Annotated in this window: 16 protein-coding genes; 5 read left to right on the top strand and 11 right to left on the bottom strand. The window is 67.9% G+C overall.

Annotated elements, in window-relative coordinates; all coding sequences use genetic code 11:
- Positions 1–123: 123 nt before the first annotated feature.
- From INR38_RS14095 to ybaK, 4 genes are all read right to left on the bottom strand, one after another.
- On the bottom strand, positions 124–342 hold the full coding sequence (locus tag INR38_RS14095) for a DUF350 domain-containing protein (protein WP_013801574.1): 219 nt from the start codon (positions 340–342) through the stop codon (positions 124–126).
- An 18-nt stretch (positions 343–360) separates the two neighbouring features.
- Positions 361–1893 (bottom strand): DUF4178 domain-containing protein, encoded by a 1533-nt coding sequence (locus tag INR38_RS14090; protein WP_207442195.1) that lies wholly within the window; start codon positions 1891–1893, stop codon positions 361–363.
- Positions 1894–1991: 98 nt separating this feature from the next.
- Positions 1992–2672, bottom strand: a complete 681-nt coding sequence (gene plsY, locus INR38_RS14085; RefSeq protein WP_013801572.1) for a glycerol-3-phosphate 1-O-acyltransferase PlsY — start codon at positions 2670–2672, stop codon at positions 1992–1994.
- 168 nt (positions 2673–2840) lie between these two features.
- A complete protein-coding gene (gene ybaK / locus INR38_RS14080; RefSeq protein WP_012206589.1) occupies positions 2841–3335 on the bottom strand; it encodes a Cys-tRNA(Pro) deacylase in 495 nt (164 codons plus the stop codon).
- A 57-nt stretch (positions 3336–3392) separates the two neighbouring features.
- Here ybaK and INR38_RS14075 point away from each other — a divergent pair, with 57 nt between their 5' ends.
- The 3 genes from INR38_RS14075 to INR38_RS14065 are packed head-to-tail and all read left to right on the top strand — an operon-like array spanning position 3393 to position 4785.
- Positions 3393–3941 carry a DUF2975 domain-containing protein gene (locus INR38_RS14075; protein WP_207442197.1) on the top strand — a complete coding sequence of 183 codons (549 nt, stop codon included), beginning with the start codon at positions 3393–3395 and terminating at the stop codon, positions 3939–3941.
- A 2-nt stretch (positions 3942–3943) separates the two neighbouring features.
- Positions 3944–4159 (top strand): helix-turn-helix transcriptional regulator, encoded by a 216-nt coding sequence (locus INR38_RS14070; protein WP_013801570.1) that lies wholly within the window; start codon positions 3944–3946, stop codon positions 4157–4159.
- A complete protein-coding gene (locus INR38_RS14065) occupies positions 4156–4785 on the top strand; it encodes a hypothetical protein (protein WP_207442199.1) in 630 nt (209 codons plus the stop codon). The genes INR38_RS14070 and INR38_RS14065 overlap by 4 nt, the downstream gene beginning before the upstream one ends.
- A gap of 17 nt (positions 4786–4802) precedes the next feature.
- Here INR38_RS14065 and INR38_RS14060 read toward each other — a convergent pair whose 3' ends face one another.
- From INR38_RS14060 to INR38_RS14050, 3 genes are all read right to left on the bottom strand, one after another.
- A complete protein-coding gene (locus INR38_RS14060; protein ID WP_207442290.1) occupies positions 4803–5864 on the bottom strand; it encodes an aldo/keto reductase in 1062 nt (353 codons plus the stop codon).
- 104 nt (positions 5865–5968) lie between these two features.
- The gene (gene hppD / locus INR38_RS14055) at positions 5969–7063 is read right to left on the bottom strand and encodes a 4-hydroxyphenylpyruvate dioxygenase (RefSeq protein WP_063325866.1); all 1095 of its coding nucleotides are present in this window, start codon (positions 7061–7063) and stop codon (positions 5969–5971) included.
- Between the two features lie 21 nt (positions 7064–7084).
- The gene (locus tag INR38_RS14050; protein WP_097201753.1) at positions 7085–8509 is read right to left on the bottom strand and encodes an amino acid permease; all 1425 of its coding nucleotides are present in this window, start codon (positions 8507–8509) and stop codon (positions 7085–7087) included.
- Between the two features lie 320 nt (positions 8510–8829).
- Between INR38_RS14050 and INR38_RS14045 the strand changes: the two genes are divergently transcribed.
- Complete coding sequence (locus INR38_RS14045; RefSeq protein WP_207442202.1) at positions 8830–9477, top strand: TetR/AcrR family transcriptional regulator; 648 nt, start codon at positions 8830–8832, stop codon at positions 9475–9477.
- Here INR38_RS14045 and INR38_RS14040 read toward each other — a convergent pair.
- From INR38_RS14040 to INR38_RS14025, 4 genes are all read right to left on the bottom strand, one after another.
- Entirely contained in the window at positions 9450–10361 is a 912-nt protein-coding gene (locus INR38_RS14040) for a LysR family transcriptional regulator (protein WP_207442206.1), read from the bottom strand. The two genes, INR38_RS14045 and INR38_RS14040, sit on opposite strands and share 28 nt — an antisense overlap.
- Positions 10362–10444: 83 nt before the next feature.
- Positions 10445–11530 carry an ABC transporter ATP-binding protein gene (locus tag INR38_RS14035; protein ID WP_170962126.1) on the bottom strand — a complete coding sequence of 362 codons (1086 nt, stop codon included), beginning with the start codon at positions 11528–11530 and terminating at the stop codon, positions 10445–10447.
- Positions 11531–11542: 12 nt separating this feature from the next.
- Entirely contained in the window at positions 11543–13282 is a 1740-nt protein-coding gene (locus INR38_RS14030; RefSeq protein WP_016451410.1) for an iron ABC transporter permease, read from the bottom strand.
- Between the two features lie 97 nt (positions 13283–13379).
- Entirely contained in the window at positions 13380–14708 is a 1329-nt protein-coding gene (locus tag INR38_RS14025; RefSeq protein ID WP_013801562.1) for an extracellular solute-binding protein, read from the bottom strand.
- A gap of 209 nt (positions 14709–14917) precedes the next feature.
- Between INR38_RS14025 and INR38_RS14020 the strand changes: the two genes are divergently transcribed.
- Complete coding sequence (locus INR38_RS14020) at positions 14918–15895, top strand: alpha/beta hydrolase (RefSeq protein WP_207442207.1); 978 nt, start codon at positions 14918–14920, stop codon at positions 15893–15895.
- Positions 15896–15900 lie beyond the last annotated feature (5 nt).

Below are 15900 nucleotides of genomic sequence, written 5' to 3'. Positions count from 1 at the left end.
TCACTATCAACAAGGAATTTGTTGCCACGCAGCAACGCCGCCATGCACAGCGCAGCCGCACCTTTTCAGGCGGGCTGCGTGTCGGCGGGAGATGGGGAGTGCAGGGGGGCCAGGCGGCCCCGTTCAGTGGATGGCGGCAGCGACGATGATGCTGATGCCCAGGCACATGGCGGCCACCACCATGGCCAGCGCCTTGTTGTGCTTCTCGACGATCTCGGCCCACATGTCCACGGGCGTGATCTTGTCGATGATGATGAAGCACAGCCAGAACACCACCACGCCCACCAGCGCATAGAGGATCGAGCCGAAGAAGGCGGCGGGGTTGAACCAGTCGAAGTTCATGATCAGTTTCTCCGTTGTTTACTTGTGGCTGCCGCCCGAGGTGTAGCCACCCCAGGAGCCGCCGCTGCTGCGGGTGTAGCTGTTGCAGTTGGGATCGGTGTTCGGGTTGCAGTTCGGGCGCGACATGCAGCCGCGCAGCATGACGAACACCAGCCACAGGATGACCACGCCGATGACGATGGTCCACAGGCCGAAGCGGCTGCCCGACATCACGCCGACCTGCGAGCGGTCCCGCAGCTGCTTGAGGCCGAAGGCCGTGGCCAGCGTGGTGGCCGAGACGGCGCTGCCATGCGACCAGGTGGTCTCGCCGTTCTCGGTCTCGCTGGCCAGAAAGGCCTTGTTCTGCGCGCCTGCGCTCACATAGTCCACATTGCGCGTGGTCTGGCCGCGCTGCACGGGCCAGTAGAACTCGCCCAGCGCATAGGTGGTCTCGGCCGTGTAGCGCGATTCAAGCTGGTACTGCCGGCCCATGTACTTGGCCGTGCTGCGGTTCTTGGAGAGCTTGGGCACGCCCGTGGTCACGCGGGCCATGCTCCAGCCATCGGAGGAATCGACCAGGAAGGCGAAGCCGGCCTTCTGGCTGAACAGCAGGTATTCCTCCCAGCCAAAGCTCTCGTCGTCGCCGGCCTCCTCGCCCATGCGGTGCTGAAAGCCCACCACCTGCCACTGCAGGCCTTCCAATGCGCCCTTGCTGCCCAGGGGGATGGCGGGGCGCACGGGCTCGTTCTGTTCGGCATAGGACAGTTCCTTGCCAATGCCCTGGCTCAGGTCCACCAGCGATCCGCAACTGGGGCAGCTCAGGCTCTTGGTGGTGGAAAAGCGCACAGGCACCACGGCGCCGCACTTGGGGCAGTTGAAGTGCCTGCCCTGCTCGCCCTTGAGCGAGGCGCCGTCGCGCAGGCCCTGCAGCCTGAGGTCGTCCAGCACCACGCGTTCGCCCAGGCTCAGCGCAGGCGGCTGGGACGAGAAGTCCACGGACAGGACCTGGCCCTGCTCGCTGCGCAGCTCCACCAGCCGGTACGGCGTGCCGGGCTCGGGCAGCTGCGCCAGTTCGCCCTGGGCCGATACCAGCCGCGCGTTCTGCACGCTGCTGACCGTGAAGCTCTTGCCGCCCAGCACGCGCTGCGAGCCCAGCAGCCAGTCGGAGGCCTTGAACGGCCCGTTGCGCAGGGCCTCGGCCTCCCAGGGCCAGGACCAGACGAACTGGCCGTTGTCCTCGCTCAGGAAGCCCAGCGCACCATCGCTGAACGCGGCCACCCATTCGCTCCAGGCGCCCGCCTCGCTCTTGAGCTGCAGCCGCCCGACCAGGGTGAAGTGCTCGGGCTTGCCGTTGCGCAGCATCTGGCCCGTGGCGCCGATGCGCAGGGGGCTGTAGTCCTCGAAGACCTCGGCCATGGAGCCGCGGCGCTGCAGCACATCGCCCTGGCGCACCACGGTGCTGCGGCAGAACTCGCAGACGGCGTAGCTGGCCTGCGCGCTGGAAAATTCCACGGGCGCGCTGCAGCCGGGGCAAGGTGCGCGGTAGACGCGCTGCGATGGACTCGATGCCATGTGGGAAGGTCGTCAGTGGTGAGAGGGCCTGGAGCGCGGCTGGCCGGCCACGCCATTCACGCAAGCTGCGCCCGTGGAGCGCAGCGCGGTGGCGGCGGTCAATGCGGCTTGCCTTTGGCCGTGCCGGGCTTGGCCGCGGCGGCTGCCGGGTCGGCCTTCTTGCTGCCCAGCCTGGATTCCTTGCCGGCCATCAAGCGCTGGATGTTCTCGCGGTGGCGCCAGATCAGCAGGGCCGCCATGGCGACGATGGCGGCGGCAATCGGCGTCTCGGCATACCAGACCACGCCACTGCACAGCAGGTAGTAGACGGGGGCGAACACGGAGGCCACCAGGGCCGCCAGCGAGGAATAGCGGAAGAACACGGCAATGATCAGCCAGGTCAGCGCCACCGCCAGGCCCAGCCAGACGCTGATGCCCAGCAGCACGCCCAGTGCCGTGGCCACGCCCTTGCCGCCCTTGAAGCGGAAGAACACCGGGTACAGGTGGCCCAGGAAGGCGGCCAGCGCCACCATGGCCACCGTGCCGTCGCCCAGGCCGAAGCGGCTGCCGAACCATTGCACCAGGGCCACGGGCAGCCAGCCCTTGGCGGCGTCCAGCAGCAGGGTGACGGCTGCGGCCGCCTTGCTGCCGGAGCGCAGCACATTGGTGGCGCCGGGGTTGCCGCTGCCATAGGTGCGCGGATCATTCAGGCCCATGGCCCGGCTGACGATGACGGCGAACGACAGCGAGCCGATCAGGTAGGCCGCCACGGTGGCGAGAAGGGGGTAGAGCGCGTTCAATTGAAGTCCTTGGCCGGTCTGTGGAGCGCCGGCGCGCGATCCGGCCGGCCATGATGGCCCGCCCTCCCTGATCGCCGACACATGTTTTTCATCAGGACCTGCGCGAACCCGTTGGAGGCGGTGGCCGCCTTCCCGTGTGCGCAAGTCATGTTCATTTCTTCAGGGCATCTATTCTGCCAGCGCGCAGTGCACGGGCCGTGCATCCAGCAGCTGCACGCAGACCTGCGGGTCCAGCTGCACCAGAAAGCCCCGGCGCCCGCCGTTGATGGCGATGCGCGGCAGCGCCAGGATGCTCTCTTCGATATAGACCGGCATGTCGCGGCGCGTGCCGAAGGGCGAGGTGCCGCCGACCAGGTAGCCGCTGTGGCGGTTGGCGACTTCGGGCTTGCAGGGCTCCACGCTCTTGGCGCCGATCTGCCGCGCCAGGTTCTTGGTGGAGACCTTGCAGTCGCCGTGCATGAGCACGATCAGCGGCCTGGCGTCCTGGTCCTGCATCACCAGGGTCTTGACCACCATGTGCTCGTCCAGGCCCAGGCTGGCCGCGCTGTGCTCGGTGCCGCCGTGTTCCAGGTACTCATAGGGATGCTCGGTGAACTCCACCTTGTGGGCGCGCAGCAGCTGCGTGGCCGGTGTCTCGCTGACATGAGAGTTTTTCTTGGACATGAATTTTTTATCGTTTTACAATAATTTTTTATCGATTCATCAATACAAGGCTGTGCCATGAACTATACGCCCCACGCCGCGGGCAACGCCCTGAGGCGCCACTCCCTGGCGGCGCGCATCCTGATTGCCCTCGGTGCCGTCGCGCTGCTGTCCCTGCCGGCAGCCGCCCTGCTGTCGCCGCAAGATCTTTCGGGCCAGGCGGAAGGCCTGCTGGGCATGCCGCCCGGCCAGCCGCTGGACATGGCTGCGCGCTGGCGCACCGCACTGGTCAGCCTGCTGCCCGTGGGCTGCGGGCTGTATGCGCTGCGCCAGTTGTGGACACTGTTCGGCGAGTATCTGCAGGGCCGTGTCTTCGGCCAGCAGGCGCAGCACGCCCTGATGCGCTTTGCCTGGACGGTGCTGGCGGGCGCGCTGGCCCTGCCCTTCACGCGCGCGCTGATGTCGGTGGCGGCCAGCATGGGCAATCCGCCAGGGCAGCGCTTCGTCACGCTGGGCCTGTACTGGCACGATGGCCTGCTGGTCCTGCTCGGCGTGGTGCTGGTCTCCATCGCCCATGTGATGCTGCAGGCGCGGCGCATCGCTGACGAGAACGCGGGATTCGTCTGAGCATGCCCATCATCGTCCACCTCGATGTGATGCTGGCGCGCCGCAAGATGCGCTCGCGCGAACTGGCCGAGATGGTCGGCATCACCGAACAGAATATTTCCCTGCTCAAGAGCGGCAAGGTGCGCGGCGTGCGCTTCGACACGCTGGAGCGCATCTGCGAGGCACTGCAGTGCCAGCCCGGCGACCTGCTGGAATGGGTGGCAGGGCCCGAGGCTTGAGCAGCGGGCGGCTGCGGCTGATCGCGGGCCTGCTGCTGTCGCTGCTGCTGCATGGGGCGCTGCTGTGGCAGGGTCTGGCCCCGGACATTGCGCGGCCCGGCACCGGGCAGGCCGAGGCGCACCGCCTTCAGGTGGTCTGGGTCGAGACGCCGACTTCGACGCCGACGCCGGCACCCTCTCCTGCTCCAGCGGCTGCCCGGCCCGGACCGGCGCCCGCGCCCGCGCCCAGGCACAAGCCTGCGCGACGGCCGGACACCGCCGCCGTCGCACCGCCTTCAAGGCAAGGCGCAGGGGCTGCAAAGGCCACGGAGCAGGCCGCGACAGCCGCCGCGCCGCAAGCGTCTGTCCCCGCCGACACCGAGGCCGTCCCGGACACCGCGCGCAGCGCCAGGGCCATGGGCCGCCTGCTGGACTCGGCCGCAGGCCGCGAGGCCGTGCAGTCGGCGGCCCGGCAGGGCCTGGTCAGGCCCCAGATCCATGCGCAGCGCGAGGACCCGCTGGCCAGCGGCATGCGCGAGGCCGCCCAGGGCGATTGCATGAAGGGCGAGTTCAAGGGCGGCGGCATGGGCCTGCTGAGCCTGCCCATGCTGGCGGCCGCTGCGCTCAAGGGCGAGTGCAGCCGCTGAAGGCGCGGAGCCTAGGCCTATTGCGCAGGGTCGCGCACTTCCCAGCGGATGGCGTCGATGGCCAACAGCAGTTCAGGCGACAGTTGCGTGCCCCAGGCGTTCAGGTCCTCATCGAGCTGGGCCACCGAGGTCACGCCGATGATGGTGCTGGCCACCTGCCACTTGGTGTAGCAAAACGCCAGTGCCAGCTGCGTGGGCGTCATGCCGTGCTCGCGCGCCAGCGCGTTGTAGCGGCGCGCGGCGGCCAGGGCTTCGGGCCGGCCCCAGCGCTGCTTGCGCACGGACTCGTAGCGCGCAATGCGTGCGGCCTGAGGCGCAGCGGGATCGGTGGGCGCATGCACGTCGAACTTGCCCGTGAGCAGGCCGAAGGCCAGCGGCGAATAGGCCAGCAGCGAGACACCCAGGCGGTGGCAGCTTTCGTCCATGCCGTTTTCCCAGCTGCGGTTGAGCAGGCAATAGGCGTTCTGCACCGAGGCCACGCGCGGCAGGCCGTGCTGCTCGGCCAGGCGCACGAATTCGTGCACGCCCCAGGGCGTTTCGTTGGACAGGCCGATGTGGCGCACCTTGCCTTCCCGGACCAGGCGGCCCAGCGCCTCGAGCTGCTCGTGGATGCCGGTCTGCGAGCTTTCCTTGGCCGGGTCGTAGTACAGCTGGCCGAAGGCCGGCACATTGCGCTCGGGCCAGTGGATCTGGTAGAGGTCGATCACGTCCGTGCCCAGGCGGCGCAGGCTGCCTTCGCAGGAGGCGGCGATGTCGGCCGCCGTCATGCCCTTGCCGTCACGCACCCAGGGCATGCCCCGCGAAGGACCGGCCACCTTGGTGGCCAGCACCACCTTGGCGCGCGCGCCGGGGCGCTGGGCGAACCAGCGGCCGATGATGGTTTCGGTGGCGCCGCAGGTTTCGGCGCGTGCGGGCACGGCATACATCTCGGCCGTGTCGAAGAAGTCCACGCCGCGCTCCAGCGCGCGGTCCATGATGGCAAAGGCCTCGGCCTCGCCGACCTGCTCGCCGAACGTCATGGTGCCCAGGCAGATGGGGCTGACTTGCAATGCGCTTTGACCGAGCGCCACCGGTTGCATCGAGGGGGAATTCATGGGCACCGAGTGTAGGGCCGCCCGTGTTTACCCTGACGACAGCGCGCCCACCCGGCCAGGGCCGGGCGGGCGCGCTGCGTCCGTCGGGATCAGGCGCCCTGCGGTGCCTCGGCCTGCAGCACGCCGCGGTTGATCTGGTCGCGTTCCATGGACTCGAACAGGGCCTTGAAATTGCCTTCGCCGAAGCCCTCGCGGTAGTTGCCCTTGCGCTCGATGAACTCGAAGAACACGGGGCCCAGCATGGGCTGGGAGAAGATCTGCAGCAGCAGGCGCGGCTGGCCGCCCTCGGTCGTGCCGTCCAGCAGGATGCCGCGCGCCTGCAGCTCGCCCACGGGCTGGCCGTGGCCGGGCAGGCGGCCTTCCAGGTTCTGGTAGTAGATGTCGTTGGGCGCGGTCAGCAGCGGAATGCCGGCCATCTGCAGCTGGTCGATGGAGTCCAGCAGGTTGTCCGTCAGCAGCGCGATGTGCTGGATGCCCTCGCCGTTGAACTGCATGAGGAACTCCTCGATCTGGCCGCCGCCCTGGCGCGATTCCTCGTTCAGCGGAATGCGGATCAGGCCGTCGGGTGCCGTCATGGCCTTGGAGGCCAGGCCGGTGTACTCGCCGGAGATGTCGAAGTAGCGGATCTCGCGGAAATTGAACAGCTTGCTGTAGAAGTCCGCCCAGTAGGTCATGCGGCCACGGTAGACGTTGTGCGTCAGGTGGTCCACCACATGGAAGCCGTGACCCTTGGGGTTGCGGTCCACGCCGGGCAGGAACTCGAAGTCGATGTCGTAGATGGACTTGCCTTCGTCGAAGCGGTCGATCAGGTACAGCGGCGCGCCGCCGATGCCCTTGATGGCCGGCAGGCGCAGCTCCATGGGACCCGTGGGGATCTCCACCGGCTGGGCGCCCAGTTCCAGCGCGCGCTTGTAGGCCTGGTGCGCGTCCTTGACGCGGAAGGCCAGGCCGCAGGCCGAGGCGCCGTGCTCGGCCGCGAAATAGGCGGCCTGCCCCGGCTCATTGTTGATGATGAAGTTGATGCCTCCCTGGCGGTACAGCAGCACGTTCTTGGAACGGTGCTTGGCCACCAGGGTGAAGCCCAGCTTCTCGAACAGCGGCTCCAGCACGCCGGGCGCGGGCGACGCGAATTCCACGAATTCGAAGCCCATCAGGCCCATCGGGTTGTCGAACAGGTCTGCCATGGTTGGTTCTCCTTGAAGGTTTCAACGGGGGATGTGCGCGGGTTCCAGTACGGATTCCAGCACAGGCGTGGGACGTTGGCGGAACACGAGGCGATAGGCCCCGTAGACCACCAGGACCCAGATCGGAATGGCCAGCGCGGAGGACCGCACCGACGGTGTCAGCAGCATCACGCCCACCACCAGGGCCATGGCGGCCAGGCAGATGGCGTTGGTCAGCGGCGCGGCCGGTGCGGGAAAGCCCAGCACGGTCTTGCGCGCCACATGCGCCCGGCGAAAGCGCCAGTGCGCCACGATGATGATGGTCCAGGTGATCACCAGGGCCGCCACGATCAGCGACATCAGCAACTCGAGCACGCCGGCCGGCGCCACATAGTTCAGCACGATGGCCAGCGCCGTGAAGATGGCCGGATAGACGATGGCCCGCACCGGCACGCCGCGGCGGTTGACCTGCATCAGCGAGCGCGGTGCATTGCCTTCGCTGGCCATGCCGTACAGCAGGCGGCTGTTGCTGTAGACCATGCTGTTGTAGACCGACAGCGTGGCCGTGAGGATCACGAAGTTCAGCAGGTGGGCGGCAGTGTTTTCGCCCAGGCCCGAGAACACCAGCACGAAGGGGCTGCTGCTGTAGGTGTCGCCGCCTGCCTTGAGCTGGCCCAGCAGGTCCGTCCAGGGCATCAGCGACATCAGCACGGCCATGGAGCCGATGTAGAACACCAGCACGCGGTAGATCAGCTGGTTCACGGCCTTGGGGATGACGGTGCGCGGCTGGTCGGTCTCGGCCGCCGCGAAGCCCAGCATCTCCACGCCGCCGAAGGCGAACATGATGAAGGCGAAGGCCATCACAAGGCCTGAGAAGCCGTTGGGGAAGAAGCCGCCGTGCGTCCACAGGTTGCGCACGGTCTGCTCGGGCCGGTCGGCGTTGGCCAGCAGATACACGCCCGCAGCGATCATGGCCAGCACGGCCGCGATCTTGATCAGCGCGAACCAGAACTCGAACTCGCCATAGGCCTTGACGTTGATGAAGTTCACGCCGTTGATCAGCACGAAGAACACCGCCGCCGTCACCCAGGTGGGTATGCCGGGCCACCAGAACTGGATGAACTTGCCTGCGGCCGTCAGCTCCAGCATGCCCACGAGCACATACAGCGCCACACAGTTCCAGCCCGCCAGAAAGCCCGCGAAGCGGCCCAGGTAGCGGTTGGCGAAATAGCTGAACGAGCCCGCGTTGGGCTCCTCGACCAGCATCTCGCCCAGGAAACGCATGATGAAAAAGATGATCAGCCCGCCAATGGCGTAGCCGAGCAGCACGGACGGCCCGGCCAGCTCGATGATGCCGGCCGAGCCCAGGAACAGGCCCGTGCCGATGGTGCCGCCCAGCGCGATGAGCTGGATATGGCGGTTCTTGAGCCTGCGCTCCAGATGGCCCTGCGAAGAAGAACTGTGCATCAAGGGGGTGCTCCGGCTCTCAGCAAGGCGCGCGGCGGCGCAGGGGTTGGAACACTTCGGTGGTCTTCACGGCAATGTCTCCTCGTGGGGTGCCTGTTGGAATGCGGGGCGTTGTGCACCCCTTGTTGATGGGTATCAACTATAAAAAACAATAAATTATTATTTCTTGTAATTTATCCCTATGGACAAGCCCAAAAAGAAGGAGTAGCGAAGGCGATCGACGCATTGCCGCCCGCCATGCCGCACTGCGGCGACGGTTGAACGCCCGCAACAAACAAAAACAATCTACTATTATTTTTTTGCCCTCTGGAGCCCAGAACATGACGACGTCCGCCACGCAGCGGCGCGCACGCACGCCGCAGACCGAGCGTGTGGAGACAACGCAACGCAAGATCATCGACTCCGCCCTGGCGCTGCTGCGCGAGGGCGGCTTCAAGAGCGCCACGCTGCAGGCCATCGCGCGCGGCGCCGATGTGTCGCTGGGCGCGCTGCAGCACCACTTCGAGAGCCGCGATGCGCTGATGGAGCGGCTGGTCATCGAGGTCATGGAGCCGCTGAGCGACCAGGGCACGGTCTGGCCCGACAAGGCCCTGCCCCTGCGCGAGCGTGCACAGACCTTCGTCACCCTGGCCTGGGACAACATCTTCGGCGCGGCCAACTACCAGGCGGCCTGGAGCATGTTCTTCGGCTGCAAGGCCTCCCCCTCGCTGTTCGACCGCGTGGACGCGCGCCGGGTACATGTGGACAGCGTGTTCTACACCCGCTTCCTGGACGTCTTCCCCGAGATCGCGGCCCACCATCCCCGCCCCCAGGGCTTTGCGGCCATGGCCTTCGCCATCCTGCGCGGCACCGGCGTGCTGGAGCTGTTCGAGGTCGGCGAGCAGGAACGCCAGGGCAGCCTCGATGCGCTGGTCGAGGCCATCGTCCAGGCAGGCACGCCTCAGGCCGGCGGCGCCGCCGCCGCCTGAACCTCGGTCAGCCCCCAGACCCTGCGCAGCTGCGACAGCGTGGCCACCAGGGCCGGGTCGTGCTCGGCCTCGCGCGGGTGGATGAAGCCCAGCTGCGCCGACACGCGCGCATGCGGCCAGATGGCCACGCAGCCATGCTCGGCCGCGGCCAGGGCGCGGTCCTCGCGCAGCAGCGCCAGGCCCAGGCCGGCGCGCACCAGGCTCTCGGGCGCGGCGGCGGCATCGCTTTCCACGATCTGATTGGGGCTCAGCCCCTGGCGGGCGAACAGCGCCAGCAGCAGGGCCTGCTCATGGTGCTGCGCGGGTGCACCGATCCAGGGCAGTTGCGCCAGGTCCTTCCAGCCCGATTGCAGGACGCGTTCGCGCAGCGCGGGCGGCGCCGCCACGCGGTAGTGCAGTGTCTGCAGCACCAGCGCGCCCAGGTCGCGCGGCATGTGGGCGCCGATGTAGAACGCGCCCTGCAGGCCGCCGGCCGCGACCTGCGCGCGCAGCTCCTCGGCCCAGCCCTGGCGTGTCTTGATGTCCAGCAGCGGCAGCGCCTCCACCAGGCCATGCAGCAGCGAGCCCAGGCGCAGCGCCTCGGGGTCGGCCACCGTGCCCAGCAGCAGCTGGCCGGTGATCTCGCCCTGCAGCTCGCGGGCCTGGCCCTGCAGGCGTCCTGCCGCATCCAGCACCTGCCGGGCGGGCTCCATCAGGGCCTCGCCGGCCCGCGTGAGGCTGATGCGGCCCGGGCGCCGGTCGAACAGCGCCACGCCCAGCTCTTCCTCCAGCGCCTTGATCTGGGCCGTGATGGCGGGCTGCGTCAGGTGCAGGGCCTCGGCCGTGCGCGTGACGCTGCCCAGCGTGGCCGCCGTGACGTAGGCGCGCAGCTGATACATCTCCATGGGCGGCCAGCCTAGCGCAGGCGCCAGGGCCTGCGGCCCGGGCAGGCCCGGGTGTCAGGGAACATCCCTAGCCGTCTCATCATTCACTCGTCGAGATAGCGCAGCTGCGTGGGCTCAATGCCCAGGCGCACCGGCATGCCCATGGGGAACATGGCAATGCCTGCGTAGTGCGCCTGGTCGGCGACCACGGCCACCTCGCCCACGCGCACGCGGTAGCGCGAGAACTCGCCCAGGAATTCGGCGCTCTCGATCTGCCCTTCCACCCAGACGCGCGAGGCATCGCCCGCATCGTCGCGCACCGCAATCTGCACCTGGTGCGGCCGGAAGGCCAGCGCCGCGCGCCCCGGCACGGGCGGCTGGGCCGGGCGCGGCAGGGTCAGCGTGCCCAGGCCCGGCACCTTGAAGACCAGCGACTCGCCTATCGTTGGCAGCACCTCGCCCTCCAGCACATTGGCCGTGCCGACAAAGCCCGCCACGAAGCGGTTGGCCGGATAGTCGTACAGCCCCGCCGCCGAGCCCACCTGCTGCAGCACGCCCTTGTCGAGCACGGCCATGCGGTCGGCCGTGGTCATGGCCTCTTCCTGGTCGTGGGTGACGAAGATGGTGGTCAGGCCCAGCTTGCGCTGCAGGCTGCGCAGTTCCTCGCGCATCTGCACGCGCAGCTGCTTGTCGAGGTTGGACAGGGGCTCGTCCAGCAGCAGCAGCTTGGGCGCGATCACCACGGTGCGCGCCAGCGCCACGCGCTGCTGCTGCCCGCCCGACAGCTGGCCCGGGCGGCGCTGCGCGTACTGCGACAGGCCCACCAGCTCCAGCACCTCGCCCACCTTGCGGCGGATGGTGTCGCGGCTTTCGCGGCGCTCGACCAGGCCGAAGGCCACGTTGTCGTACACCGTCATGTGCGGCCACAGCGCATAGTTCTGGAACACCATGCCGATGTTGCGCGCATGCGGCGGCACGCCCGTGATGTCCTGCCCGCCCACCAGCAGCTCGCCGCGCTGGTGCCGGTTGAAGCCCGCGATCAGCCGCAGCAGCGTGGACTTGCCCGAGCCCGAAGGCCCCAGCAGCGCGAAGAACTCGCCGGGCTCGATCTTGAGGTTGACGTCGCGCAGCACTTCGTTGCTGCCGTAGCTCAGGCTGATGTGCCTGCATTCGAGGGAGACAGGGTCCAGGTGCATGGCGTTTCACTCCGAAGTCGATTGCACGGTGGCGCGCGAGCGCTCCACGAAGCGGTGCGAGAAATACGTGCCCAGGCCGACCACGACCACGGCCAGCACGCCCAATGCCGCACCGGGCCCGCGCCCCGAGATGCTTTGCATGTACAGGTAGATGCCGTAGCTCATGGGCGCCTGGCTCTGGGCCGAGGCCAGCATGATGGTGGCCGACAGCTCCACCGCCGCCGTGATGAAGCTGGTGACGAAGCCGGCCAGGATGCCGCCGGCCATCAGCGGCACCATCACGCGCCGTATCACGCTGGTGCGGCCCGCGCCCAGGCTTTGCGCGGCCTCCTCCAGCGAGATGTGCACCTGCTGCAGCGCCGCCATGCACGAGCGCAGCGCATACGGCAGCCGCCGCACCGCATAGGCCAGCATGATCAGCACCCAGGTGGTGACGATGGGCGTATCGGTGAAGGGCAGGTTCACGCCCTTGAACAGCCGCAGGTAGCCGATGGCCAGCACCAGCCCCGGAATCGCCAGCGCCACCGAAGCCAGGTAGTCCAGCCACTGCCGGGCAGGCAGCCGGGTGCGCAGGATCAGGTAGGCGATGGCGGTGCCGATCACCACGTCGATGCCCGCCGCCATCAGGCAGTACAGCAGCGTGTTGCCGATCATGTAGCCCGAGTCGGTGAACACCGTGGCGTAGTGTTCCAGCGTGTAGCTGTCGGGCAGCACCGAAAAGCTCCAGACCTTGGAGAACGACATCAGCAAGATGCCGATGTGCGGCGCCAGCACCACCAGCAGCACCAGGGCGATCCAGCCATAGGCCAGCAGCGCCTCCCAGGCCGACAGCCGGCGCTTTTGCAGCGCGCTGCCGCCCTTTTGCAAGGTGGCGTAGTCCTTGCCCTTCATCACCCGCGCGGCCAGCCACAGGGCGACGATGGAGAACGCGATCATGATCACGCTGATCACATAGCCCAGCGGATCATCGAGCCCCACCGAGGTGATGCGCAGATAGGCCTGGGGCGCCAGCATATTGGTCACGCCCATCACCAGCGGCGTGCCCAGGTCGTCGAACACCTTGACGAACACCAGGGCCGCGCCCGCCAGGTAGCCGGGCATGGCCAGCGGAAAGATCACGCGCCGGAACAGCCGGAAACCACGCGAGCCCAGGTTCAGCGCCGACTCCTCCATGGCCCCGTCGATATTGCGCATGGCCGCCACGAGGTTGAGCAAGATGAACGGGAAGTAGTGGATGCTCTCCACGAAGATCACGCCCGTCAGCCCCTCCATGATGGGCACGGTGAAGCCGAACCAGTCGTCCAGCAGCAGGTTGACCGAGCCGCTGCGCCCGAAGATCAGCTGCAGCGCCACCGCCCCCACGAAGGGCGGCATGATCAGCGGCAGCACGCCCAGCGTCTGTATCAGCAGCGCGCCCCGGAACTCGAAGCGCACCGTCAGGTAGGCCAGCGGCACGGCGATCAGGCTGGCGAAGAACACGCTGGCCAGGGACACGCCCAGGCTGTTGAAGAACGACTCGCGGAAAACGGTCTGGCCGAAGAAATTGCCGAAGTGCCCCAGCGTGAGCCCGCCGCCTTCATTGATGAAGGCGGTGTAGACCACCATGCCCACGGGCACGATGAGAAAGGCCAGCAAAAAGGCCAGGATCAGCGCGAAGGCCAGCCACGGCCCCCAGCCCGACGGAATGCGCCGCGCGCGCGCAGCAAGGGGGGCGGCGCCGGGCGCCGCCATGGAATCGATGCTCATGCGAATGCTCCGCAGCGAAAGAGACTGTCAAGGGGAGTGCATGCAGGCGCCCGGTGCCGGGCCCCTGCGCCACCTACCACGCCACCTACCGCGCCACTTACCGGGCCAGGCCCCGCGCCTCGGCGGCCAGCTTGCCTGCGCGCTCGTAGTTGGCACGCGCCTTGTCGGCCCACATCTGCTCCAGGCCCGTCAGCTCCTTGGACACGGCCACATCGCGCCGGCTCTTGCGGAACAGCTCCAGGAACTGCTCGTCCTTCACATTGGCTTCGCCCACCAGCGGCGAGTAGGCAATGTCGCGCGCTTGCGCCAGCAGCTCCTGCCCCTTGGCATTGGGCTTGGCCTGCAGGGCCTTGTGCGCCTCCTGGATGGCGCGCGTGGCCGCCTGCAGCTCCTTGAGGCGGAAGGTCACCATCTGGTCGAACAGGCTGATCACCACGGCATAGCGCGACTCGGACAGGTTGGCGTCGAACTGCACCTTGGCGCGCTGCGCCACCTCCTGCGGCACGGGGTAGCCGGCCGGCGCCTTGAGCTGGCTGTAGGGCAGGATGGGCAGGCGGCTGATCTTGGGGTCGAACAGCAGCTGCTGGCCCGGCACCGACATGGTGAAGGCCATGAACTTGCGCGCCTCATCGGCATTCTTGGCACCCGCGATCAGCGCGATGTTGGCCGGCACCACGGCCGTCATCGCCGGATAGGCGAAGTCCACCGGAAAGCCCGAGTACTTGCCCGCCAGCCCGAAGAAATCGATCACGATGCCTATGCCGTACTGGCCGTTGTTCACGCCATCGGGCACGGCAAAGCTGCGGTCGGTCACGGCAGCGGCATTGCCCATCATGGACAGCAACTGGCGCCAGCCCTTGTCCCAGCCCTCGCCCTGCAGGATGGTCTCCACCGTCAGCTGCGTGGTGCCCGAGCGCGAGGGCGAGGAGATGGCGATGTGGCCGAAGTACTCGGGCCGCGTCAGATCGCTCCACTCCTTGGGCGCCGCCAGCTTGTGCGCCTTCAGGTAGCGCGTGTTCCACATGATTCCGTAGCCGGCCAGCGCCTGGCCGTAGTACAGGCCCTGCGGGTCGTTGAGCGGGTAGTTGCCGATCTTGGCGGGCGCGGCCGGATTGCGCGTCTCGGGCGCGGCGGTCAGCAGCTTGTTGCGCGCCAGCACCTCGAAGGCATCAGGGGCGCTGGCCCACATGATGTCGGGCCGCTGGCCCTCGGGCAGCTCGCGCACATAGGCCACGGCGGCCGTGGTGTTCTTGTTCAGGATCTCGATCTTGATCCCCGGATTGGCCGCCTCGAAGGCCTTCTGGTAGGCCGTGGTCAGCTCCTTGGGAAACGAGGTCAGCACCGTCACCGTGCCGGCCTGGGCCGCCATGGCGGCGCCCCACAATCCTGCGGCCATGGCGGCCGTCAGCCATCTGCGTTGCTGCATTGCTGTCTCCTTCGGGTTGTTGTGCGGTCAATCTGCAACCCACTGTAGGCAGCGCCGGCCCGGCCGGCCAATCATTGTTTCTGATGCCGTGCATCAGCGGCGGCGGCGCTCGGGTTACTACCTGCGGGTCTGCCGCCACAGGGAAATCCCGCGCAACCGCTGTCCCGCCCCTGACTGCTGCACAGCAGCAAACCGGAATAATCGGCGGGATGCTGCAAGCCCCCTCTTCCCTCCCCGCCACGGCCGCTGAAGAAGCGCCCATCTACGCTCCCACACGCCCCTGGCGCTCGCGCATGGTGCCGGTGCGCACCATGGAGTACCACGTGCGCGAGTGGGGGCCCGTGGATGGAGATCCCGCGCTGGCGCCGCTGGTGCTGGTGCACGGCTGGATGGATGTGGCGGCCTCCTACCAGTTCGTGGTCGATGCCTTTGGCGAGGCCTTCATGGCGGGGCGCCGCATCATTGCGCCGGACTGGCGCGGCTTCGGCCTGAGCCGGCCGGCCTGGCCTGCCGACCGGCATGACTTTGCCGACTACCTGGGCGACCTGGACCATCTGCTGGACACCCTGGTGGGCGATACGCCCGTGGACCTGGTGGGCCACAGCATGGGCGGCAACGTGTCCATGATGTATGCGGGCGCGCGGCCTGCGCGCATACGCCGGCTGGTCAATCTGGAGGGCTTCGGCATGCCGGCCACCCGGCCCGACCAGGCGCCCGCACGCTACGCGCAGTGGATGGACGAGCTGCGCCAGCTGCGCAGCGGCGGCATGGCGCTCAAGAGCTACGACAGCGTGCAGGACGTGGCGCGCAGGCTGATGAAGACCAACCGCCGCCTGCCCGGGGACAAGGCGCTGTGGCTGGCCCATCACTGGGCGGCGCCCGATACGAACGGACGCTGGGAAATCCTGGGCGACACGGCGCACAAGCTCATCAGCGCCCAGCTGTTCCGCGTGGAAGAAATCCTGGCCCTGTACCGGGCGATCACGGCGCCGGTACTGGCCGTCGAGGCCAGCGACGACAGCCTGGGCATGTGGTGGAAGGACCGCTACACGCTGGCCGAGTACCACGAGCGCATCGGGCAGATTGCCGACTGCCGCACGGCCGTGGTCCAGGACGCCGGCCATATGCTGCACCACGACCAGCCGGCGGCCGTGGCCGGGCTGATCGAGCAATTCCTCAGCACCTGAGTCCT

This window comes from Delftia sp. SD018, assembly GCF_017355445.1.
GTDB classification, from domain to species: Bacteria; Pseudomonadota; Gammaproteobacteria; order Burkholderiales; family Burkholderiaceae_C; genus Comamonas; species Comamonas acidovorans.
Note: the sequence above shows the minus strand (reverse complement) of the source record. Positions and strands in the feature narration are given on the sequence as shown.

What these genes read in the sequence shown, in the direction of transcription:
- INR38_RS14030 (WP_016451410.1), bottom strand. Translation starts at nt 13,282, where the DNA reads ATGAGCATCGATTCCATGGCGGCGCCCGGCGCCGCCCCCCTTGCTGCG.
- INR38_RS14095 (WP_013801574.1), bottom strand. Translation starts at nt 342, where the DNA reads ATGAACTTCGACTGGTTCAACCCCGCCGCCTTCTTCGGCTCGATCCTC.
- INR38_RS14020 (WP_207442207.1), top strand. Translation starts at nt 14,918, where the DNA reads ATGCTGCAAGCCCCCTCTTCCCTCCCCGCCACGGCCGCTGAAGAAGCG.
- ybaK (WP_012206589.1), bottom strand. Translation starts at nt 3,335, where the DNA reads ATGTCCAAGAAAAACTCTCATGTCAGCGAGACACCGGCCACGCAGCTG.
- INR38_RS14050 (WP_097201753.1), bottom strand. Translation starts at nt 8,509, where the DNA reads ATGCACAGTTCTTCTTCGCAGGGCCATCTGGAGCGCAGGCTCAAGAAC.
- INR38_RS14025 (WP_013801562.1), bottom strand. Translation starts at nt 14,708, where the DNA reads ATGCAGCAACGCAGATGGCTGACGGCCGCCATGGCCGCAGGATTGTGG.
- INR38_RS14060 (WP_207442290.1), bottom strand. Translation starts at nt 5,864, where the DNA reads ATGCAACCGGTGGCGCTCGGTCAAAGCGCATTGCAAGTCAGCCCCATC.
- hppD (WP_063325866.1), bottom strand. Translation starts at nt 7,063, where the DNA reads ATGGCAGACCTGTTCGACAACCCGATGGGCCTGATGGGCTTCGAATTC.
- INR38_RS14075 (WP_207442197.1), top strand. Translation starts at nt 3,393, where the DNA reads ATGAACTATACGCCCCACGCCGCGGGCAACGCCCTGAGGCGCCACTCC.
- INR38_RS14070 (WP_013801570.1), top strand. Translation starts at nt 3,944, where the DNA reads ATGCCCATCATCGTCCACCTCGATGTGATGCTGGCGCGCCGCAAGATG.
- INR38_RS14045 (WP_207442202.1), top strand. Translation starts at nt 8,830, where the DNA reads ATGACGACGTCCGCCACGCAGCGGCGCGCACGCACGCCGCAGACCGAG.
- INR38_RS14040 (WP_207442206.1), bottom strand. Translation starts at nt 10,361, where the DNA reads ATGGAGATGTATCAGCTGCGCGCCTACGTCACGGCGGCCACGCTGGGC.
- INR38_RS14090 (WP_207442195.1), bottom strand. Translation starts at nt 1,893, where the DNA reads ATGGCATCGAGTCCATCGCAGCGCGTCTACCGCGCACCTTGCCCCGGC.